This window comes from Massilia luteola, from assembly GCF_034420155.1.
GTDB lineage: Bacteria > Pseudomonadota > Gammaproteobacteria > Burkholderiales > Burkholderiaceae_D > Telluria > Telluria luteola.
The window spans coordinates 1-21,847 of the sequence record NZ_JAXOFN010000003.1 but is presented as its reverse complement, the minus strand read 5'-3'; the positions used below and the strand labels follow the sequence as shown (position 1 = coordinate 21,847).

Annotated in this window: 18 protein-coding genes; 8 read left to right on the top strand and 10 right to left on the bottom strand. The window is 69.2% G+C overall.

Features of this window, described 5'->3' with window-relative positions; all coding sequences use genetic code 11:
• The first annotated feature begins 11 nt into the window (after positions 1 to 11).
• Complete coding sequence (locus U9J41_RS05615; protein WP_322400753.1) at positions 12 to 1,049, top strand: glycoside hydrolase family 43 protein; 1,038 nt, start codon at positions 12 to 14, stop codon at positions 1,047 to 1,049.
• Between the two features lie 96 nt (positions 1,050 to 1,145).
• A complete protein-coding gene (locus U9J41_RS05610; protein ID WP_322400751.1) occupies positions 1,146 to 1,577 on the top strand; it encodes a hypothetical protein in 432 nt (143 codons plus the stop codon).
• On the opposite strand, the gene U9J41_RS05605 is transcribed toward U9J41_RS05610, so the two are convergent.
• Positions 1,578 to 2,069, bottom strand: a complete 492-nt coding sequence (locus U9J41_RS05605) for a phage regulatory CII family protein (protein ID WP_322400750.1) — start codon at positions 2,067 to 2,069, stop codon at positions 1,578 to 1,580.
• An 82-nt stretch (positions 2,070 to 2,151) separates the two neighbouring features.
• Between U9J41_RS05605 and U9J41_RS05600 the strand changes: the two genes are divergently transcribed.
• From U9J41_RS05600 to U9J41_RS05590, 3 genes are read left to right on the top strand one after another with little or no spacing between them, the layout of a single operon-like run.
• A complete protein-coding gene (locus U9J41_RS05600) occupies positions 2,152 to 2,931 on the top strand; it encodes a hypothetical protein (RefSeq protein WP_322400749.1) in 780 nt (259 codons plus the stop codon).
• Between the two features lie 4 nt (positions 2,932 to 2,935).
• Entirely contained in the window at positions 2,936 to 3,721 is a 786-nt protein-coding gene (locus U9J41_RS05595; RefSeq protein WP_322400747.1) for a DUF2491 family protein, read from the top strand.
• A gap of 40 nt (positions 3,722 to 3,761) precedes the next feature.
• Complete coding sequence (locus U9J41_RS05590) at positions 3,762 to 4,526, top strand: hypothetical protein (protein ID WP_322400746.1); 765 nt, start codon at positions 3,762 to 3,764, stop codon at positions 4,524 to 4,526.
• 15 nt (positions 4,527 to 4,541) lie between these two features.
• On the opposite strand, the gene U9J41_RS05585 is transcribed toward U9J41_RS05590, so the two are convergent.
• From U9J41_RS05585 to U9J41_RS05560, 6 genes are all read right to left on the bottom strand, one after another.
• Positions 4,542 to 5,507 carry a family 43 glycosylhydrolase gene (locus U9J41_RS05585; RefSeq protein ID WP_322400745.1) on the bottom strand — a complete coding sequence of 322 codons (966 nt, stop codon included), beginning with the start codon at positions 5,505 to 5,507 and terminating at the stop codon, positions 4,542 to 4,544.
• Positions 5,508 to 5,580: 73 nt separating this feature from the next.
• Complete coding sequence (locus U9J41_RS05580) at positions 5,581 to 5,931, bottom strand: TfoX/Sxy family protein (RefSeq protein ID WP_322400744.1); 351 nt, start codon at positions 5,929 to 5,931, stop codon at positions 5,581 to 5,583.
• A gap of 67 nt (positions 5,932 to 5,998) precedes the next feature.
• On the bottom strand, positions 5,999 to 6,871 hold the full coding sequence (locus U9J41_RS05575; RefSeq protein ID WP_322400743.1) for a PhzF family phenazine biosynthesis protein: 873 nt from the start codon (positions 6,869 to 6,871) through the stop codon (positions 5,999 to 6,001).
• Between the two features lie 154 nt (positions 6,872 to 7,025).
• Positions 7,026 to 7,406, bottom strand: a complete 381-nt coding sequence (locus tag U9J41_RS05570; protein ID WP_322400742.1) for a glyoxalase superfamily protein — start codon at positions 7,404 to 7,406, stop codon at positions 7,026 to 7,028.
• Between the two features lie 18 nt (positions 7,407 to 7,424).
• Entirely contained in the window at positions 7,425 to 7,709 is a 285-nt protein-coding gene (locus U9J41_RS05565; RefSeq protein WP_322400741.1) for a hypothetical protein, read from the bottom strand.
• A 30-nt stretch (positions 7,710 to 7,739) separates the two neighbouring features.
• Positions 7,740 to 10,760, bottom strand: a complete 3,021-nt coding sequence (locus tag U9J41_RS05560; RefSeq protein ID WP_322400740.1) for a TonB-dependent receptor — start codon at positions 10,758 to 10,760, stop codon at positions 7,740 to 7,742.
• 233 nt (positions 10,761 to 10,993) lie between these two features.
• Here U9J41_RS05560 and U9J41_RS05555 point away from each other — a divergent pair, with 233 nt between their 5' ends.
• The 3 genes from U9J41_RS05555 (at position 10,994) to U9J41_RS05545 (ending at position 18,658) form a co-directional block, all read left to right on the top strand.
• Complete coding sequence (locus tag U9J41_RS05555) at positions 10,994 to 12,415, top strand: glycoside hydrolase family 28 protein (RefSeq protein ID WP_322400739.1); 1,422 nt, start codon at positions 10,994 to 10,996, stop codon at positions 12,413 to 12,415.
• Positions 12,412 to 16,227 (top strand): beta-galactosidase, encoded by a 3,816-nt coding sequence (locus U9J41_RS05550; RefSeq protein ID WP_322400738.1) that lies wholly within the window; start codon positions 12,412 to 12,414, stop codon positions 16,225 to 16,227. The genes U9J41_RS05555 and U9J41_RS05550 overlap by 4 nt, the downstream gene beginning before the upstream one ends.
• A 133-nt stretch (positions 16,228 to 16,360) precedes the next feature.
• The gene (locus U9J41_RS05545) at positions 16,361 to 18,658 is read left to right on the top strand and encodes a putative bifunctional diguanylate cyclase/phosphodiesterase (protein WP_322400736.1); all 2,298 of its coding nucleotides are present in this window, start codon (positions 16,361 to 16,363) and stop codon (positions 18,656 to 18,658) included.
• 155 nt (positions 18,659 to 18,813) lie between these two features.
• On the opposite strand, the gene U9J41_RS05540 is transcribed toward U9J41_RS05545, so the two are convergent.
• The 3 genes from U9J41_RS05540 to U9J41_RS05530 are packed head-to-tail and all read right to left on the bottom strand — an operon-like array spanning position 18,814 to position 21,690.
• Positions 18,814 to 19,290, bottom strand: coding sequence for a YbaK/EbsC family protein (locus U9J41_RS05540; RefSeq protein ID WP_322400735.1), 477 nt, complete (start codon positions 19,288 to 19,290; stop codon positions 18,814 to 18,816).
• 43 nt (positions 19,291 to 19,333) lie between these two features.
• On the bottom strand, positions 19,334 to 20,686 hold the full coding sequence (locus tag U9J41_RS05535) for an FGGY-family carbohydrate kinase (RefSeq protein WP_322400734.1): 1,353 nt from the start codon (positions 20,684 to 20,686) through the stop codon (positions 19,334 to 19,336).
• Positions 20,683 to 21,690, bottom strand: coding sequence for an ABC transporter permease (locus U9J41_RS05530; protein WP_322400733.1), 1,008 nt, complete (start codon positions 21,688 to 21,690; stop codon positions 20,683 to 20,685). Before U9J41_RS05530 ends, U9J41_RS05535 begins: the two co-directional genes overlap by 4 nt.
• Positions 21,691 to 21,847: the final 157 nt, after the last annotated feature.

The window sequence follows — 21,847 nt, the reverse complement described above, 5'->3', positions numbered from 1 at the left end:
TGGGAGAACCGATGTCCAGCTTTTCCGTCCGCGCCTTGCCGGCGCTGGTGCTGTGCCTTGCCGCCGCGGCGTCGTCCGCCCGCGCCGCCGAACCCGTGTTCCACAATCCGCTGGTGCGGCAGCGCGCCGACCCGCAGGTGTCGCTGCAGCCCGACGGCTGGTACTACTTCACGGCGACGGTGCCGGAGTACGACCGCATCGAGATCCGCCGCGCGCGTTCGCTCGACGACCTGGGCGCCGCGCCGGCGCAGACCGTCTGGCGCAAGCATGCGACCGGCGCGATGGGCGCGCACATCTGGGCGCCCGAGATGCACCGCATCGACGGCAAGTGGTACATCTATTTCACGGCCGGCAGCGCCGAGCATCCGTGGGACATCCGCCTGTACGCGCTGGAAAACGCGTCCGCCGATCCGTTCACGGGCCAGTGGGTCGAGCGCGGCCAGGTCAGGACGGGCTGGGAATCGTTCTCGCTGGACGCCACCACGTTCGAGAACCGCGGCCAGCGCTACCTCGTGTGGACGCAGACGGCGCCCGACGGGAGCAAGGGAACCAATATCTATATCGCGAAGATGGACACGCCGCTGTCGATCAAGGGACCGGCCGTGATGCTGTCGAAGCCGGAGTATGCGTGGGAAAAGGTGAAGTTCGCCGTCGACGAGGGCCCGGCCGTGCTGGTGCGCCACGGCCGCGTGTTCGTCACGTTCTCGGCCAGCGCCACGGACGAGAATTACTGCCTCGGCATGACGAGCGCGCCGGACGACGCCGACCTGCTCGACCCCAAGTCGTGGACCAAGCTGGCGCAACCCGTGTTCAGGAGCAGCGCGAAGAACGGCCAGTGGGGGCCGGGCCACAACGCGTTCACGACGACGCCGGACGGCAAGACCGACGTGCTGGTCTACCACGCGCGCAACTACCGCGAGATCCAGGGCGATTCGCTGCACGACCCGAACCGGCATACGCGCGCCCAGGTCATCCATTGGCGGCCGGACGGCATGCCCGACTTCGGCGAACCGGTCGCGGATGCGCCGCGGCCCGTCGTGGCGCGGTAAAACATTCACGCCATCACCGCCGGACACAGTAGCAATGTGACCGGAAATTCTGGTATTGTTGTCGCCGTCGCAACAAATATAAAGACGGAGGACACAATGAACGGTGCGGGCGGAACGAGCGGGGGGACGGGCCGGTTTTTTCTCGGGCTCATCCTGATGTGCGGCGGATTTTACCTGCTGCTCAACAGCGTCGTGGTGAGCTCCAGCTTCGGCCTCGGCACGCGCCTGTTCGGCGTGGGCGGCTACGGCATCACGGGCGGGATCGTGCTGATTCCCCTCGTGATCGGCATCGCCATGATCTTCTACAACGCCCGCAGCGCCCTGGGCTGGCTGCTTGCCGTCGGCGCGTTTGCCGCGCTCGTGTTCGGCGTGATCGCGTCCGTGAACATGTCGCTGCGCACGATGTCGGCCTTTGAACTCATCTGCATCCTGGCGCTGGCCTTCGGCGGCCTCGGTTTGTTCCTGCGCTCCCTGCGCGGTGTGGCGCAGGACGACGAGCCGGCACCGGCACGCCGCCTGCGTTCCTGATCAGCGGAGGCCGGCCTCGGTCTCCTGGCGCAGACGTGCGCGCCAGGCGCCCAGGGCGGACAGCGCGGCATGGAACTTACGTTCGATCAGGTCGGCCTCGACCGGGGTGACGGTGCCGTCGAGCAGGGCGCTCGACACCGCCTCGGCCACGGCCCCCACATCGCTCATCACGCGGCAGACGGTCTGCGACAGGTCGTCCTGGCGCGCCGCTTCCGGCTGCGGCACGACGAAGGCCGCCATCCCGTGGCGCACGAGCAGCGCATGCAGCGGCAGGTGCGCATCCGCCACGCCCGCCTTGTGGCAGCACTCGACGATCTGCGACACCTCCTCGAACGACGGATAGTGCGATGCGATCGTCGGCGCCAGCTTGTTGCGCAAGACATTGGCCGACATGTCCAGCTCGCGCGCCAGCGCGTCGATGCCGCCCGGGTATTTGCGCGCGACCGTATAAAGGGCGTCGTGCTGGTTCATGTCGAGGTAACGGCGGGTCATGGTAATCCTTTGCTAATTTAACCGGTGCGTGTCAACATTCCGGTCGTTACACTAATTCTAACTTTTGATCGCTCTCCTGACCATGTTGAAGTCTTATCAAGTTGCGTTCGTGCTGGCGCTGCTGCTGCCGCTGGCGCATGTCGGCAGCGCCGACGCCAGGCCGACGACGTCGTCGAGCTCTTTCAAGAGCGGCTTTTCGTCGCACCGTTCGTCGTCGTCGTCGAAGCCGTCGTACACGTCGGCGAAGTCGGGCGGCGGCTTCGGCTCGTTCAGCCGGCATTCGTCGTCCGCCGCGGCGGCGCCCGCGCCCGCCCAGTCGTCGACCGCGGACAGGCCGTCCGGCGGCTTCGGCTCGTTCGGCGGTGGCGCGGCGGCGCCGCGGAAATCGGATTCCGCGCTGTCGCAAAAGCTGAACAAGGACGCGTCGGAAGCGAATGCGCTGCGGACGCTGGATGCGCGGCGCCAGGCGCAGGAGCAGGCGGCGCGCGACACGCGGCCGGTGCCGGGCTACGAACACGGGGGCAACGCCCAGCCGGCGCCGCAGTACGGCCAGGCGCAGCAGCCGCAGGCGCCGATCATCGTCCGCCAGGACAGCGGCCTCGGTCATGTGATCGCGGGCGCGGTGCTCGCGAACATGGCGCGCGGCGCGCATGCGAACAACAACGGCTATCCGGGCGGGTACCCGTCCACGCCGGGCGGCGCGCCGATGCCGCCGGCGCGTTCGGGCGGCACCTCGTTCCTGGGCGTGTTCATGACGCTGTGCGTGCTGGCGCTCGTCGGCTGGGCCGTGTACTTCGTGTGGCGCCGCGTGCGCCGCAGCCGCGCGGCGAAGAAACCGAATTATTCGTTTGAAAGGAATTGAGCAGATGGCCTGGAAGGATGTTTTCAGCTACGTGCGTGCCGTCGCGGCCAACAAGGGCGTTACGCAGGGCGAGCACCACGCCGACGACGCCGTGCCGATGGGCGCACGCATCGGCAGCGTCGTGCAGCTGCAATGCGCGCCGATGATCCGGGCGCAGGCGGGCGGCTCGCTGATCGCGACGCCGGCCGCCGCCGACACGCGCATCCTGGCCGTGTCGCAGATCCGCCTCGAGCCGCACACGGCGCTGTACCGCCTGTACCTCGACAAGGGCGACGACGACGCGCGGGAAAAATTCCTGCAGGTGTTCTGCGGCGACGACGGCAAGGTGGCCGAGGTCCTGTACTGCACCCAGCTGGCGCGCGTGATTCCCGAGACGGCCGACGACCAGGACGCGTACACGGGCGCCGCCGGCTATGGACTGGGCGATCCGGGCTATACGCTGTGGCGCGAGCAGTTGGCCGACATGCTGGACGCGGCCACGCTGGACACCGTGTTCGGCGCAGCCGACCGGGTCGATTACACCCGCGACGCGGGCGCGCCGGACGCGCAGTTCGTCAAGCCGTTCGAGGGCCGTGAGACGCGCATCGACGATGCCGACGGTACGCACGGCCTGCGCCAGCAGATGTACTTCATGCCGTACGTCCGCACGCTGGCGGACGGCGGCCGCGAATATTTATTGATCACGACGGAGATCGTGGAGAGCGTCGACGGCGATACGAACCGGCGCGGGATCCACGTCGATTTCGTCATCGGCATCCCGGTCGAGCAGGAACGCATCGTCATCCAGTAATCGTATAAACCGTTTTCATCACCGCACGAAAGGAACAACAATGAGCAACGCTAGTGGATGGGGCCTGACCGCACGGCTGGTCACGAAGCATTTTGGCGCACTGGGCAACCGCATCTCCGAGGCCATCGCCAACTTCGACCCCGAGACCGCGACCGAAGCCGACCGCGACCGCCTGGTCGCCACCCTGCGCGAGACGGCGCAACTGCTGGCGACGGCGCGCGCGTCGTTCGACAAGGAGCATGGCGACGTCGCCAACCTGCAGAACCTGATCGCCGGAGACGAACGCGCGGCCGAGAAGCTGGCCGAGCGCCTCGCCGCCGGCACGATTTCGGAAGCCACGGTCACGATGTTCTGCGACGAGCTGGAAGGGAACAAGGCCCGCCTGCCGCAGGAAATCCAGGAGGAAGCGGACGCGAAGGCGTACATGGACGAGCTGCAGAAGATCGTCGACGCGCTGTCGAAGCAACTGGCGGAGTTCGACGCGCAGGCGAAGAAGGCGTTGCAGGCGCTGGCCGCGGCCAAGGCCCAGAAGGACCTGCAGGAAATGCGCCTCGAACGCCAGGAACAGCTGAATGGCCTGACGAGCATGCGCGGCAACTCGACGGCCCTGTCCGCGCTGACGCGCCGCGCCGAGGCCGTGACGAACGAGGCGCAGGGCCTGCGCATCGTCGCCGACATCGGCCAGAAGCCGCTGGACCAGCAGGCCGAACTCGATGCGATCCGCAAGTCCGTCAGCCAGCCGGAGACGGCCGGCGAGAGCGCGCTGGAGCGGCTCAAGCGGCTGTCCGCCAAGACGCCGGCTTGACGGCGCCGCGCCCGGTTAGTCGTTCGGCTGGCCGGGCGTCACCGGCACCTGCTTGATCGCGCCGTCCGCGCCGTATTCCAGCGGCGCGATGGCGATCGAGCGGCGGAAGCTGCCGCCACCCGGCAGCAGCGCGTCGTGGTAGAAGATCCAGCTCTTGCCGCCGTGTTCGAGGATCGCCTGGTGGTTCGTGGAGATCTTGAGGTAGTCGATGACGACGCCCCGGTACGTGAAGGGGCCCAGCGGCGAGCGCGCCGTCGCGTACAGGATCTGGCCCGGCCAGCCGGACGAGAACGTGAAGTAGTAGATGCCGTTATGCTCGTGCATGAACGGCGCTTCGCCGTACTTCTTCTTCGTGTCGGATGCCGACAGGCCGTTGATCGTGACGATCCGGATCGGGCCGTCCAGCGACACCATGTCGGCCTTGAGCTTCACGACCTTCGGCACGCGCGTGCCGAAATACATATAGGCTTGCCCGTCCTTGTCGATGAAGACGGCCGGATCGATCGGCTCGTCGCCCGCGTTCACGTCGCGTGCGCGGTCCACGAGGGGACTGTTGCGCGCATCCACGAAGCCGCCGTCCGGCCGGTCCGACATGGCGACGCCGATCTTGTCGCCGCCGACGGGCGCATAAAAATAATACTTCCCGTTGCGGTACGCGGCTTCCGGCGCCCAGGCCTTGGCATCCGGCCGCGCCCATTTGAACACGGTGACGGCGAGCGGCACGCCGGCGTCGCGCCACGTCTTCATGTCCGGCGACGTGTACAGCCGCCACGTGACGGAATCCCAGTATTTGCCGGAATTCGACGCGTCGTCCGTCGCGTACAGATAAAAGCCTTTCGCGGCGGGGAACCAGTGGGGCGACGGGTCGGCATTGAAGCGCGCCGCGATCGGCGTGGCTGCGACCGGCATCGCCGCGTGGGCGGCGACGGCAATCGACATGGCGGACATCAGGGCGGCGAGGGGGCTGGCTGGAATGCGCATCGGGTGGCGTGGTCGGGTTGAAAGCCGTCATGCTAGCACACGTTACGCGCAAAATGATATCGATAACTAAAAATCAGCCCGGCGTCCGTTTCGCGCGCGCCGCGGCGGGCTTTTTCGGCTTGGGCGGGGGCATGATGGCCGCGGTCTCGAGCAGCAGCTGGCGGAGCGCCGGCGGATCGTCGAGCAGTTCGTCGGCGACCGGATAGTCCTTGGCGCCGGGATAGGGCGGCCCTTGCGGCAGGTCGGGCGCGAGCCGCGCGGCGGCGTCCGACGGCTTGACGAACAGGCTGCCGTCGCACGCGAAGGCGACCACCTTGTCGTCCACGTACAGCGCGTACTCGCCGAACATCTTCTTGTGCGTCAGCCGCGCGCCCAATCCCACCACTTCCGCGACGTAGTCGATGAAGCTGCGTTCCGTTGCCATGGCGTCCTTCCGGTGTCGTGATCGAAGCCGCCAGCCTAGCCTGAACGTGCGCGCCGATCAAGCGCGATCAGAAGGTCAGGTGGCCGTCCACGCAGGTGACGGCATTGCCGCCGACCCTGATCGCATCCGCGTCGACGGTCAGGCGCAGGATGCCGGCGCGGCCCACGGCGGCGCCCTGGCTGGACAGGAAGTCGCGTCCGAACGCGTCGAGCTGGCCCGTGTGGCGCAGGTAGGCCCCGACGGCGCCGTTGCCGCTGCCGCAGACCGGATCCTCGTCGACGCCGTGCGCGGGGGCGAATGCGCGCACTTCGATCCGCGCGGCGCTGCCGTCCGGATGCGGGCCGAAGACCAGCACGCCCGTGTGTCCGCTGGCACTGTCGCGCGCCTTCATGCGCAGCAGGTCCGGTGCCGCCGCCAGCACGGCGCGGGCATCGGGCAACTGCGCGACGACCCAGCGCGCGCCGGCGTCCACGAGGCAGGGCGGCGCGACCGGCGGCGTGCCGAGGATCTGCGCCACCTCGGCGGCGGCGGCGGCATCCAGCGGCGTGATCGTGTGCGGGGGAAGTTCGAACGACAGCCAGCGCGCGCCGTCGTCCGCATGCCGGACGTCGAGCCGGACCAGGCCCGCCGCGCATTCCTGATCGATGCGGCCGTCGCGCGCCGCGATCGCGCCCGCTTCGAGCAGTGCGTGCGCGGTGCCGATCGTGGGGTGGCCGGCGAACGGCAGTTCGGCGCCGGGCGTGAAGATGCGCACGCGGTAGTCGGCGCCGGCCCGGGTCGGCCGCAGGACGAACGTCGTCTCGGACAGGTTCGTCCAGTTGGCGATCCGCTGCATCTGCGCGGTGGAGAGGCCGTCGGCATCGAACACGACGGCGAGCGGATTGCCCTGGAACGGGATGGCGGTGAAAACGTCGACGGTCTTGAACGGGTGGCGTGCCATGTGGGTCTCGCGAGGGGAAGATGCGACGAGTCTACGCGGCGGCGCCCCGCACCGACAGGAACAGTCGGCGGATTGTGACCGGCACTGTATCGCCGGTCCGGCGCGAAGTGTACCGGTCCGCCCGGATCATGGACGAGCGGTATGCGGCGCGCCTTCAGGCGCCGGCGGCAACCGGTTCTTCGAACGACAGGCGGTTGGACGACGGATCGCGGATCGTCATCTCGCGCGTCCCCCACGGCATCGTCTGGATGCCGGGCCGCGCATACTTGAATTCCTTGGCGAGCAGCGTGGCGCGGTAGCTGTCCAGGTCACGTACGGCAATGCGGATCGACGCGCCCGGGCTGCCGTCGCCGTAGTGCTCGGACAGGTGCAGCACGCAGTCGCCCAGCGATACCTGCATGTAGACGGGGAAGTCGCCGCCCTCGAAACGGTGCTCCCAGTCGACCTTGAAGCCGAGGAAGTCGATGTAGAATTCGCGCGCCTTCGTTTCGTCGAAGATGCGCAGGACCGGGGTGACGCGGGACAGGGTGTACATGATGCCTCCTGGGTGGATTCAGGATCCGCCGTCCCGGCCGGCGTCGGCGCGGCGTTTCAGGTGCACCTGCCTGAACGCGAGGTAAAGGATCACGGCCACACCGGCGAAGCCCGCCGTCCCCACCCAGGCGCTCGTGGCACCGGTGCGGACGGCGTCCACCAGCCGCATGGCCGCGGCCAGCAGCCAGCAGGCGGGGACGATGAAGCGCGCGTGGCGCGCCATGAAGGTGTTGCCGTTGAAGCGTTTGTCGCGTGTGACGAAGGCCATGTCGCTGGACGGGATCGTGGTCGAATCGGCAAGCATACCAGATCGCCGTCCGTCGCGGGGCGGCCGTCAGTACTTGTAGTTCAGTCCCAGCACGAACGAGCGGCCCGAGTGCACGTACAGCAGCGTGTCGTTGCGCTGGGTGTCGCGGCCGTAGCGCAGCGGCGTGTCGGTCAGGTTCTGGCCTTCCAGCGACAGGCGCAGTTGCGGCGTGAGGTTGTACGACAGGCTCATGTCGATGTTGGTCGAGCCGTCCACCATCGTGTAGTCGGCGCCGTTGACGTCGCCCAGCACCGCATAGATGTAGCTGGAACGGTGCGCCGCCGACACCCGCGCGCTGAACTTCGCATCCTCGTAGTACAGGGTGATGTTGTGGGTGCGCGGCGACAGGCCCGTGAAGTCGGCCACCTGCGTCAGCTGCTCGTTGGCCGGCGTGGCCGGGTTGTCGACGCGGGTGATGTACGTGATCTTCGACTTCACGCGCGTCGCGTTGGCGAGCAGGCCGAAATTGCTCCAGATGCCGGGCAGGAAGCTGAACGGTGCCTGCAGGTTGAACTCATAGCCCTTGAGCGGACCGCCGGCCGTGTTGACCTTGCGGCTCACGTTGACTTCCGTCGTGGGCAAGGTCTGGCAGATGGGCGCGCCCGTCAGCGAGCAGCCGTTGAGGATCAGCAGTTCGTTCGGCAGGCCCAGCGTGTTGTAGGGCACGCGCTCGTTGACGCTCTGGATGAAGCTCTTGATGTCCTTGCGGAAGTGACCGATCGAGATCATCGCGTTCTTCGCGTAATACCACTCGGCCTGCAGGTCGTAGGTGTTGGCGCGGATCGGGTCCAGGTTCGGATTGCCGATCGAGACCGACTGTGAGATCGGCGACACGGTGGCGTTCGGGGCCAGGTCCGTGTACTCGGGGCGCGACAGCGTCTTGCCGGCCGAGAAGCGCAGGAACACGTCCTTCGGCAGCTGGGCCGTCAGGTTGAAGGCGGGCAGCCAGTCGCGGTATTTCTTCGTGCCCGTATTCGGCTGCAGCTGGCCCTGCACGTTGATCATCGCCGTGGACGTGGCCTTGGTGTCGGCGCCCCGGACGCCGACGTTGCCGCGCCAGGTGATGTTCGCGAAGTCGTAGTTGAAGTCGACCATGCCGTACAGCGCGTTGATGTCTTCCTCCACGCGGCGGTTCGTCTGCGCCAGGTAGTTGTACTGCGAACCCGGCACGGCGTCGCAGTGGCATTCGGTGTTGACGACGCCGAGGAATTTCGGCAGGTCCACGGCGGCCCACGACGACGGCACGCCGGTGCCGCCGAGGCCCGAGCCGAAGCCGCTGATCTGGCGCGAGATGTCGGCCATCGTGACGCCGGCCGGCAGCGGCACGGCGTTGGCGCTGTTGCCGATCTCGTAGTTGGTCCAGATGTTCTTGCGGGCCGAGACGCCGAAGTGGCTGGTCAGGTGGTCGTTCAGCTCCCAATGCAGGTTCACGGCCTGGGTCTGCAGCTTGTTCGTCGTGTCGAGGTAGCGGCCCACGAACATGCCGCGCACGTTGCCGGCGGCGTCCTGCGGGGCGAACTGGAAGTTGGCCGGATCGGCGACGTCGATGCCGAAGTTCAGCGCCGGGACGTTGCGGTTGTTGCGGAAGTCCCACGAGACGCCGTCCACGTTCGGCGCGTCGAACTGCACGGTGGCGCGCATCGGCTCGTTCAGGTTCGAGTTCGAGTTACCGGCCATGAAGTCGGCCTTGACGGTGTCGCTGAACCGGTGGCGGCCGGACAGCACGTGTTGGCGGAACTTGGTCGTGTAGACGTCCAGCAGGCCTTCCGTGCGCACGTCGACGCCGTTGAACTTGCCGTAGTCCCAGCTGCCGTTCTGGTCGAAGTTCGCATCGAGGATCGACGTCTGCGGCTTGCCGTTCGACCCCAGGTTGCGGCCGAACGAGATCGCCTCGATATAGTTGTCGTAGCGTTTGTTGGCGAACTTCCCGTACATCAGGTCGAGATCCAGCTCGCTGTCGGCGGTGCGCCACTGATAGGAGTTGGTGATGCCCGTGCGCTGGTAGTCCGTCTGCGAACGGCGGTAGCGCGGGATGCGCGGCGCGAACGCGCCCGAGCCGGCGGCCGGGTTGGCGACCGTGCCGCCGTAATTGTCCTTGCGGCCCATGACGTTGTTGTACGCGGTCGGATCGGTCGCGCGCGGCATGCCGGTGCCGCACGTCGTCGCCGTGATGCCCTTGACCGCGTTGTCGCCCGGGTTCTGCGGCGTCACGCCGATGGGCGAGCAGAAGCCGCCGTCGTTGCTGGCGCTGAGCAGCTCCACGGCCTCGTAGCCTTCCTCCGTCGCGCGGCGCTTCGAATACGCGGCGGACAGCAGCGCGCCGACCTTGCCGTAGCGGGTGTCCCAGCGGTCCGACAGCAGCGCGGTCATGCGCGGCTGCGTCTTGCCGGACAGGGAGTTGTGGCTTTCCTGGCCGCCGATGCTGAACGTGCGCCCCTTGAAGTCGAACGGGCGGGCCGTGCGCAGGTCGACCGTGGCGCCCAGCGAGCCTTCCTCGATGTCGGCCTCGGACGTCTTGCGCACCTCCAGGCTGTTGAACAGCTCCGATGCGAACACGGAAAAGTCGAAGCCGCGGCCGCGGTTGGTGCTGCCGTTGATGTCGGACGCGCCGGTCGCGGCCACGCCTTCGATGCCGTTGATGCGCACCCGCGTAAAGCCCGCGTTCAGGCCGCGCACGGTGATCTGCTTGCCTTCGCCGCCGTCGCCGCGCGCCAGCGCCACGCCGGGCACGCGCTGCAGGGATTCCGCCAGGTTCGCGTCGGGGAACTTGGCGATGTCCTCGGCCTTGATGACGTCGACGATGCCGTCGCTGTTCTTCTTCGTGTTCAGCGCGCTGTTCAGGCTCGCGCGAAAGCCCGTCACGACGACGACGCTTTCCGCTGCCTTGCCGTCGGCGGCGGTGGTGGTGCCGTTCGTGGCCGCGGCCGCGGCGGGCGCGGCCTCCTGCCCGTGTGCGTGCAGCGATGCGAGCATGGCCAGCACGCCGATGCTGATGCGGCTGCGGCGTGCCAGCGGGTGCAGGTTTCCAGGGTGTCCAGTGAAACTCATCGTTGTAGTCTCCATGTTGTGATCAATGACTCGGTCGGCCATATAGACGGGGGCATGGTAGCGCCAAGCATCGCGCCGCGAATCCTCCTTCCGTGCCGTTCGCATGAATAATCACGTTGTTGAGCGCTTGCATGGCGAATCGACAACAGCGCACGCACAGGCGGCACAATACGGGCGGCGCGCGTGCTTTTGCGCTCATCGCGTGCGCGGTGCACAATCAAAGGAGACAACCGGTGTCCAGTTCCATTTCACGGCGCGCGCTGCTGCGCGCCGGCCTCGCCGTGCCCGTGCTGGCCGGCTGCCAGTCGTTCAAGCAGGCCCCGCGCGCACTCGCGCGCACCGACGTGCGCGTGGCCGCGCCGTTCGCCATGCCGGCCATCGCCGTGCCCGATTTCTCCGCGTCTCCGCGCTTCGCCATCGCCGCGTTCGGCGCCGCGCAGGATGACCAGGCAAGGACGAGCGCCGCCATCGCGCGGGCCATCGCACAAGCCCACGCGGCGGGCGGCGGCGTCGTCGTCGTGCCGCCGGGGACGTGGCCGACGGGACCCATCCACCTGAAGAGCCACGTCGCGCTGCACGTGGAGGAGGGCGCGACCCTGCTGTTTTCCGCCGAACCGCGCGATTACCTGCCGGCCGTGCCCACCAGCTGGGAAGGCCTGGAATGCATGAATTATTCGCCGCTCGTCTATGCGTACGATTGCGAGAACGTGGCCGTGACGGGCCGCGGCACGCTGCGCGCGCGGCTGGACGTGTGGCGCCGGTGGTATGCGCGGCCGAAGGCGCACATGGACGCGCTGGTGGCGCTGTACTACATGGCCTGCCGCGACGGCGTGCCGGTGGAACGGCGCGACATGACCACGGGCCAGGCCAACCTGCGTCCGCACTTCATCCAGTTCAACCGCTGCCGCCACGTGCTCGTCGAGGACATCCACATCGTCGACAGCCCGTTCTGGGTACTGCATCCCTACCTGTGCCGCGATGTCGTCATCCGGCGCGTCGACATCGCCGCGCACGGCCACAACAACGACGGCGTCGATCCGGAGATGAGCCAGAACGTGCTGATCGACGCCTGCGTGTTCGACCAGGGCGACGATGCCGTCTCCGTGAAGTCCGGGCGCGACCGCGACGCCTGGCGCATCGGCGTGGCGAGCCGCAACGTCGTCATGCGCCGCTGCCGCATCAAGAACGGCCACCAGCTGATGGCGATCGGCAGCGAGCTGTCGGGCGGCGTGGAAAACGTGTTCGTCGACGACTGCCATTTCGACCATGCGGATTCCTCGGTGCCGAGCACCATCAACAACCTGCTGTACGTGAAGACCAACGAACGCCGCGGCGGATTCGTGCGCAACATCCACATGACGAACGTGAGCGCCACGCGCATCAAGGGCGGCGTGCTGGCCGTGGAGACGGACGTGCTGTACCAGTGGAAGACGCTGGTGCCGACCCTGGAGCGGCGCCTGACGCCGATCGAGGGCTTGCACGTGGAGGGCATCCGGGTCGACGACGCCGGATTCGTCTGCATGATCAAGGGCGAGGCCGAGCTGCCGGTGTGCGACGTCGTGCTGCGCGACGTGGCGGTGCGCACGGTGCGCGGCACGCCCGTGGTGGCGGAGAACGTGGTCGGCTTCGACAACCACCCGGAGGTGCCGGCATGAGCGCGGCGCGTTTCCTCATCGCGCTGCTGGCGGCCGCCATCGGGACGGCAGCGGCGCAGGAACCCGGCGTTGCGCAGGCGGGCGGCACGGCTGCACGCACAAGCGACGTGCACGATGCGTCCGGCACCGTATGGCTGATGGCCGCCGTCGCGCCGGGCCTGCCGGACCGGTTGAGCGTGTTCCGCTCGGACGACGGCACCCAGTTCGTCACACAGGCGTCGGAAGCGTATGCGCCGCCGCGCGGCATGCTGCGCGACCCGGCGCTGATCCGCCACGACGGCGCGTACTGGGTCGCGTACGCGGGCGGCGCCGGCCGCGAGATCGGGCTGGCCCGTTCGCCGGATCTCAAGCACTGGAGCTTCGTGCGCGCCGTGCCGATGCCGGGGCGGGTGCGCGCGCCGCGCTGGCTGCGGACGCGCGACGGCGGTGTGACGCTCGTCGTGGCGCTGGCGCGGGACGGTGCCGCGGCGCGGTTCCAGCCCTGGCTCGTGGAGGCGGACGCCGGCCTCGCGCACTGGTCCGCGCCGCGTCCGCTGGCCGGGCTGCAGGATGCGTACGAGGACGCGGCCGTGGCGCGCGACGGCGTCGGTTACGTTGCCCTCGTGCGGCGCCGCGGCGATGGCGTGCCGGCGCTCGCCCGCGCGCCCGACCCGGCCGGTCCGTGGGCCGTGGAGCGCGCCGTCGACGCAATCGGACCGGTGGCCGCCGGCGCGGACCTCGTGCGCCTGCCCGACGGCGCCTGGCGCGCCGTCTTCGCCGATGCGGCGGGCCACGCGTGGCAGGCGGACAGCCGCGACGGCCTGCGGACATGGGCGCCGAAGCGGGCCTTGACCGGCGTCGCGGCGGGCGTCGGCGCGCCCGACCTGCTGGCCGAACGGGCCGGCGACGTCGCCGCCGCCGTGCGTCCGCCGCGCGCGCCGCAACAAGTCGGCTGGGACCCATACTCCTTGATCATCGGCGGCAAACGCGTCGTCGTCTGGTCGGGCGAGATCCACCCGTTCCGCCTGCCGGATCCGGCGCAGTGGCGCGACGTGATCCAGAAGATGAAGGCGCTGGGCTTCAACGGCGTGTCGTTCTATTTCGACTGGGCGTATCACTCGCCGGCGCCCGGCGTGTACGATTTTTCCGGCGTGCGCAACGTCGAGCGCGCGCTCGAGATCGCGGAAGAGGAGGGCATGTACGTGATCGCGCGCACGGGACCGTACGTGAACGCGGAACTGTCCGGCGGCGGTTTCCCCGGCTGGATGTTCCGCAACCGCGCGGAAGCGCGCACGGACGATCCGGCCTATCTCGCGGCCGTGGACGAATGGATGACCCAGATCGACGCCATCGTCGCGCGCCACCAGGTGACGACCGGCGGCGGCACCGTCATCGCCTACCAGATCGAGAATGAGCTGGGCAAGGTGGAGCCCAAGCATGCGCGCCAGATGGCGCACCTGGCCGCGAAGGCGCGCGCCGACGGCATCACGGTCCCGTTCTTCCACAACGCGGCCGGCCGCCTGCCCGACTGGACGCCGGCCAAGTCCAGCGCGCCGTGGGCGAATCCGGGGCCGACCGACCTGTATGCGTTCGACGGCTACCCGGGCGGCAGCTGCGACGTGCATGCGAATCCGGCGGGACCGAACAAGGCGCCCGACTGGGGCATCTACGCCGCGCCGGGACCCAAGGCCGGCGCGCTGTCCTCGCCCGGCACGCCCGGCTTCGCGGCCGAAGTGGGCGCCGGCTGGTTCGATTACTGGGGCTCGAACGGCACGTACGCCTGCACGGCCGAACGCCAGGGCAAGGGCTACGAGCGCGTGTTCTACGGCACGAACCTCATCAACCGCATCACGATCCACAACATCTACATGGCGTTCGGCGGCACCTCGTGGGGCTGGCTGCCGGGGCCCATCGTGTACACCTCCTACGATTACGGCGCGCCGATCGCGGAAGACCGCGGACTGCGTCCCAAGGCGCTGGCGCTGAAGCAGCAGGGAATGTTCGTCCAGGCCGCCGGCGCCGTGCTGGTGCACATGGACAAGGGACCGGCGATCGAGACCACGTCCGCGCGCGTGCGGCTGTACCACAACGTCGACACGGAACTGGGCGCGCACGTGCTGTTCGCCGTGCATGGCCCGTCCGACCTGGTGACGGACGACGCATTCGCGTTCGACCTGGAGACGCGCGACGGCCGCTACACGATCGCGTCGCGCCTGAACGGCCAGGATGCCAAGATGCTGCTGGCCGCCTACGACATGGAGCGCCAGCATCTGGTGTATTCCACCTCCGAGCTGCAGGCGCAGATGCGTGACGGCGCGCGCGACGTCGTGCTGCTGCAGGGCCGCAGCGGGGAACAAGGCGAGACCGTGCTGCGCTACGCATCGGCGCCGAAGGTCGAGGTGCTCGCGGGCGAGGTCCGTTCGACGTTCGACGCGGCGCGCGGCGACCTGAAGCTCGTGTATGCGCACACGGGCCTCGCGCGCGTACGCGTCACGGGCGGCGGGCGCGCGCCGCTGCTGCTCCTGGTTGCCGACGAGGCGACGTCGCAACGCTTCTGGACGCAGGAGACCCCGGCGGGCCGCGTGCTCGAACTGACGCCGGCGCTCGTGCGCACGGCGCGCATCGACGCCGGCGTCCTGCGGCTGACGGGCGACACCGAGACCGACAGCCCGCTCGAGATCTGGGGGCCGGGCATCGCGGCGGCATCGTTCAACGGCGCGGCGCTCGCGCTGGCGCCACAGCCGGACGGCAGCCTGCGCGCCGCCACGCTGGCGGGTCCGGCACGCGTGAGTGTGCCGGACCTGGGCAAGCTGGCGTGGACGCGGCGCATGGACAGCGTCGAGGCGCAGCCCGGCTTCGACGACCGCGACTGGGTGCGGGCGGACGCCCGTCCGTCGGCCGCGCAGACGTGGACCCAGCCGGAGCGCGGCCAGCCCACGCTCGCGATGAGCGACTACGGCTTCCACCACGGCGACGTGTGGTACCGGGGACGCGTCGACGTGGCCGATCCCGCCGCGAACCGGCTCGAGCTGTTCTACGGCGGCGGCGGCGCGGGCATGCTGCAGGCCTGGGTCGACGGCCGCTTCCTCGGCCAGCACGAGCTGGACACGGGCCGGTCGTTCCCGGAAACGACGGACAGCGTGCGCTTCGATCTCGGCAAGCTGGCGCCGGGACCGCACGTCATCGCCGTCATGGTGCGCAACGATTCGCACAACTGGGACCTGATGGCCGACGATGCGCACCGCGAGGCGCGCGGGCTGATCGCGGCGGCGCTGACGGCGCGGGGCGGGCGCCGGTTCGCTGTGCCGATCCGCTGGCGCATCCAGGGCAACCGCGGCGGCGAGGACATCGCCGATCGCATGCGCGGTCCGCTCAATGACGGCGGCTTGTACGGCGAGCGCTCGGGCTGGCATCTGCCGGGCGCGCCGGCGCAAGGATGGACCAGAGCGCATGTCGGGGACGCGCCGCCCGCTCCCGGCACGTACTGGCTGCGCACGCAGGTGAAACTGGACCTGCCGCGCGGCCACGACGTCCAGCTGGGGCTCGCGTTCGGCGACACGAGCAGCCCGCGCTCGGACCGCGACAACCGCGCCCTCATCTTCGTCAACGGCTGGAACATGGGGCAGTTCATCGCCGGCGTGGGGCCGCAACGCGTGTTCGTGATCCCGCCGGGCATCCTCGACCCGCACGGCGAGAATACGATCGCCCTCGCGGTGACGACGGACGGCAAGCCGGCGAACGCGCTGGAACCCGTGCGGCTCGTCGTGTTGCGCGCCGCGCGCGGCGGCGTGGCCGGCGAAGGGGAAAGCGGCCAGGGCGGGTCGAGATATTGAACTATCAGTCACCCGCGCGCAACACCTTGGAGTAAAGAAGTGACAGGTCCCGGGTCCGGCCTTTACAATGTTGCCTTACGAGAACATTGGCCGGACCGGATCTCCTCCGGGCGCGCCGCGAGGAAACAGTTTGATGCAAGGCTTCGACGATATCGCACAATGGCGCGCGCGGATCTTCTCGCGCCTGCTGGCGATAGTGCTCGTGCTGGGCACGGTGGCTGCCATCCCGAGCGTGATCGTCGTGTTGCGCCACGGTGTGTGGACCGTGGCCGTGATGGACGGCGCCGCGCTTGCATGGCTGTTCGTGCTGTGGCGCCTGGAGCGCCTGCCCTACACCTTCCGCGTCCTGAACTTCCTCGCCATCATCTACATGGTGGCCATCTGCCTGATGCTGAAGGTGGGACCGGTCAGCCAGAACTACCTGATGGCGCCGCCCGTGCTGGCGGCGATCCTGCTCGGAACCGCGCCGGCGCTGGCGGCGCTGGTCGCCAGCGCCGTCATCCTCGTGCTCGGGATCAGCCACTTCCACCCGACGCTGGTGGACATGGGCCACGACCCGCTCGTGACGGCGCTGCTCGTGGCGCTCAACTTCACCTGCGTGGGCGCGCTGCTGACGCTCACGTGCGGCACGATGCTCAAGGGCCTTTCGCGTTCGCTGGACGAGGTGCGCGGCTTCGCCAAGTCGCTGGAGACGGGCCAGGACGCGCTGCAGGCACTGAACGCCGAACTGCGCCTGACGTCGGCCGCGCTGGCGCGCCTGAACGACATGGTGCTGATCGCGCGCGCCGTCGACACGCCCGACCGCGACCAGCCCATCATCTTTTCCAACGAAGCGTTCCAGCGCCGCACGGGGTACAGCGACGCCGACATCGTCGGCCGCAGCATGCGCGTGCTGCACGGCGCGGGCACCGATCCGGCCGTGGTGGAACGCATCGTCGAGTCGATGCGCAACGGCCAGGCCGCGACGGCGGAAATGGTCAACTACACGAAGTCCGGCGATCCGTACTGGGTCGAGATGGAATTGATGCCGTTCACCGACGACGCGGGGCGCATCAGCCACTGGGTCGTCGTGGGCCGCGACATCACGGAGCGCCGCCACTCGGCCGACGCCATCCACCGCCTCGCGTACTACGACGTGCTGACCGGCCTGCCGAACCGGCGCCTGATGACGGAGCGGCTGGACGCGCTGGTCGCGGCGGCGAACGCCGGCTGCGGGCTCGGTGCGGTGCTGTACATCGACCTGGACAACTTCAAGCACGTGAACGACGCGCGCGGCCACGCGACGGGCGACGCGCTGCTCAAGCACACCGCGAAGAACCTCGCCAACGTGGTGCGCAAGGGCGACACGGTGGCGCGCCTGGGCGGCGACGAATTCGTCGTGCTGCTCGACGGCCTGGGGACGGACATCGCCCTTGCCACGAACGCCGCGCTGGCCGTCTCGGACAAGGTCCGCGCCGCGCTGGCGGACGCCGTCACGATCGACGACCAGAGCTACAATTCGACCGCCAGCATCGGCGTGGCGCTGCCCACGCGCCCCGGCCAGTCCGTCGCCGACCTGCTGCGCGACGCGGACCTCGCGATGTACCACGCCAAGGCGGCGGGCCGCAACGGCGTGTCCGTGTTCGAGACGCCCATGCTGGCCGCGGCCGAACGCCAGCTCACGCTGGGACGCGACCTCTCCGCCGCGTTCGACAACGGCGAGCTGTCCATGCACCTGCAGTTGCAGGTCGATGCGGCGGGCGGGCCGGTCGGCGCCGAGATGCTGATGCGCTGGCGCCGCGGCGACGGCACGTTCGTCCCGCCCGACATCTTCATTCCCGTGGCGGAAACGACGGGGCTCATCGTTCCCCTCGGCCTGTGGGTGCTGCGCCAGGCCTGCCAGGCGCGCCTCGCGCTGGAGCGGGCGGGGCATCCGCTGCAGTTGTCCGTCAACGTCAGCCCGCGCCAGTTCCGCCAGCCCGAATTCGTCGCGCAGGTGCAGGCGGCGTTCGCGGAATCGGGCGTGGCGCCGCACGCCTTCGTGTTCGAGGTGACGGAGGGCCTGCTCGTCGAGGACTTCGACGTCATCACGGCGAAGATGCGCGAACTGGCGGCGTTCGGCATCCGCTTCTCGATCGACGATTTCGGCACCGGCTATTCGAGCCTGGGCTATCTGAAAAAGATGCCGCTGTACGAGCTCAAGATCGACAAGAGCTTCATGCGCGACACCCCGCACGACGCCAACGGCACGGCGATCGTGCAGACGATCCTCGCGATGGCCGACCACCTGGGCCTGCGCGTCGTCGCGGAAGGCATCGAGACGGAGGCGCAGGCGCGCTTCCTGGCGGAGAATGGCCGGCCGTGCATGCAGGGTTATCTGTATTGCCGGCCGATGCCGCTGGCGGACCTGATCGCGCGGCTGGAGCGCGCTACGGTGGCGGCGCCCGTGTAGATGTTCGCGCGGTGCCTGTGTTCGCGCGGGCACGGTCGATCGATTTCGCAAGGTAACGTCGGATGTCGTAGGGTGGGCACCCCGTGCCCACGGCGCGAAATCAGCAAGATAACCTCGATATGCCGTAGGGTGGGCACCCCGTGCCCACGACGCGCTCAGGCGACGACAGCCGCATCCTGTGCCACGTCCACCCACGCCGCCTGCGTGAGGACGGCCAGCCGCTCCGGCGTGATGCGCACGGCCGCATCGGGCGCGCCGGCCGCGGGGAACACGACATCGAACGCGCGCAACGACACGTCGCAGAACACGCGCAGCGGCCGCGCCAGGCCGAACGGGCACACGCCGCCGACCGGGTGGCCGGTCTCGTGCTCCACCTCGTCCAGGCCCAGCATGCGGGCCTTCTGGCCGAAGCGTTCCTTGTATTTGCGGTTGTCCAGCCGGGCGTCGCCGCGCGTGACGAGCAGCACCACCTCGTCGTCCAGGCGCAGCGACAGCGTCTTGGCGATCTGCCCCGGCGCCACGCCCAGTGCCGCGGCGGCGAGGGCGACGGTCGCGGTGCTGGTGGCGTAGCGCTCGACCGCGATGTCGGGCGCGTGGTTGGCGAAAAAGGCGGTGACGGTGGCGAGGCTCATCGTGGTTTCCGTGGCGTGAAATCCGTCCAGTCTACCACCGGCGTTAGGTGAGCGCGGCGCGCCAGCGGGCCTTGTATGCGTTGAAACCGGCAGGCAGCCGGGCCGCGATCGCCGTGCTGGTGCCGGGCGGCGCGGCGTCGCGGTAGCGCAGCATCCAGCCGCCGCACGTGGTGCCGCTCGCATCGTCCGAATACGACACAGGCTGCTGCGGCCGCAGCGCCGCCAGCAGGGGCCCGAACCACGGGTTCGCCGTGAAGCTGCCTTCGACCGCGAGCGGCCCCGCGACGCCCAGCGCATCGAGACAGTAATCCGTCATCAGCACGCAGTACAGCGTGGCCAGCGCATAGCGTTCGCGTGCGTCGACCGGCGGCGGGCCGTCGATGGTGCCCGCGCGGCCGGCGAACGGGCCGCCCGTCGCCGCGAAGCAGGGCAGCGCCAGCGTGCCCTGCGCGACGAGGCGTTCGATGTCGCCGAAGCCGCACGGCACGGGCGCCGCGCCGGCCAGTTCGCCGAATTCGCGCCCGCCCATGAAGCGCATGCAGGCCACGGGCCGGCCCAGCGCGTTCGTGTTGGCCAGCATGTCGGCCTGCTCGCGCAAGCCGCCAAGCGGCGCGCCGAATGCGGCGGCGATCAGCCACGTGCCGGTCGACAGCACGGTGCCCGTGTCGTTGCCGAGGTAGCGCAGCAGCGACGCGTTGCTGTCGTGGATGCCGCACAAGACCTCGCAGTCGGCCGGCAGCCCGGTGGCAGCCGCAATGTCGGGACGGAGCCGGCCGAGCGCCGCATGCGCCGGCGCCAGCGGCGGCATCAAGGCCGTCCAGCCCATGCGCTCGACGAGGCTCGAATACGTTTGCTGGCGCGGATTCCACAGGTCCGTGTGGCAGCCGAGCGACGTCGCTTCCGACGCGGCCGTGCCGGACAGCCGCCAGGCCCAGTACTGCGGATACATGAGGATGTGGCGCGCGCGCCCGAATTCGGCCGGGAAGCGGGCCTGCAGCCACGCGAGCTGGCGGCCCAGGTTCAGGCCCGCCGGCAGGCCGGGCGACAATGTCTCGTCATACGGCGGGCGCAGCGCGGCGTAGTCCAGGCCCGGCAGCGCCGCCTCGTAGTCGAGCACGGGCAGCACGAGGCCGTCGCCGTCGACCAGCGCGGCCGTCGCGCCGTGCGTGACCGGCACGATGGCCGAGACGTGCGCCAGCGTCGCGAAGTCGCGGCACGCGGCCACCATCCAGTCCCACAGGCCGTCGGTGTCGTGGTGGGCGTAAGGTCCGTCCGCCAGCACGGCGTTCGGCCGGCGCCGTTCGGCGAGGACGGCGCCGTACGCGTCGATCAGCGCCAGCTTGGCGTTGGTCTTGCCGATGTCGAGGACGAGCAGGGCGTCGTGCATGGTGCTCATCGCGCGCGCCGCATGCGCAGCAGTTTCGGCAGCGCGATCGTCACCAGCAGCAGCACGCCGACCACGATCGTCATGTAGATGCCGGGGATGTTGGCGAGCGACAGGCCATACGTGACTGTGCCCATCGTGAGCACGGCCAGCATCACGCCCGCGATCGTGCCGGCGCCGCCGGCGATGGACACGCCGCCGAGGATCACCATCGTGATCACTTCCAGCTCCCAGCCGGTGGCGATGTTCGGGCGCGTGCTGCCGATGCGGCCCGTCAGCAGGAATGCGGCCAGGCCGGCCATCGCGCCGGTCAGCATGAACAGCGCGAGGCGGTAGCGGTCGACGGCGATGCCGGAAAAGCGCGCCGCTTCCGGGTTGTTGCCGATGGCGTAGATGCGGCGGCCCCAGCTCGTCGTGTGCAGCAGCACGGCGAACAGCGCGGCGCACACGAGCAGCACGACGAATTCGCGCGGCACGATGCCGAAGAAGTAACCCTGGCCCCAGTCGGCCATCAGTTGCGGATAGCCGGTGAACGCCTTGTCGCCGAGGACGACGCTGGCGAGGCCGCGGAACAGCGACACGGTGCCGATGGTGACCACGATCGACGGCAGCGCGAAGCGCGTGACGAGCACGCCGTTCAGGAAGCCGCACGCGGTGCCCGTGGCCAGCGCGACGAGTGCCAGGCTTGCGGGCGGGAAGCCGGCGCCTTGCGCGAGACCCATCGCGACCGACGACAGCGCGAGCGTGCCGGCGACGGAGATGTCGATCTCGCGGCAAATGATCAACAGCGCCATCGGCAGCGCGATCAGCGCCTTTTCGCTGAAGTTCTGGGTGCCGTCCAGCAGGTTGTACAGGTCGAGGAAGTTCGGCAGCGCGATGCTGTCGACGACGAACACGGCGACGAACAGCATCGCCAGCAGGCTTTCCCAGCGCCCGAGGAGGGTCTTCAGGCGCGGCGTTTCGCGGTCGAGGATCGTGTAGCGCGAGGTCGCGGCCGGGTTTTTTTCAGTTTGCATCGTGGTGGTCGGGTTCACGCGGCACTCCGGTGGGTTGGGGCGGCGGTGCCGTGCAGCGGCAAGATCTGGCGGCTGCGGCGGCCGGCGCCGCGGGCGTTGATCAGGACGGCGACGAGGATGACGAGGCCCGTGAGGGCGCTCTGCCAGAACGGCGACA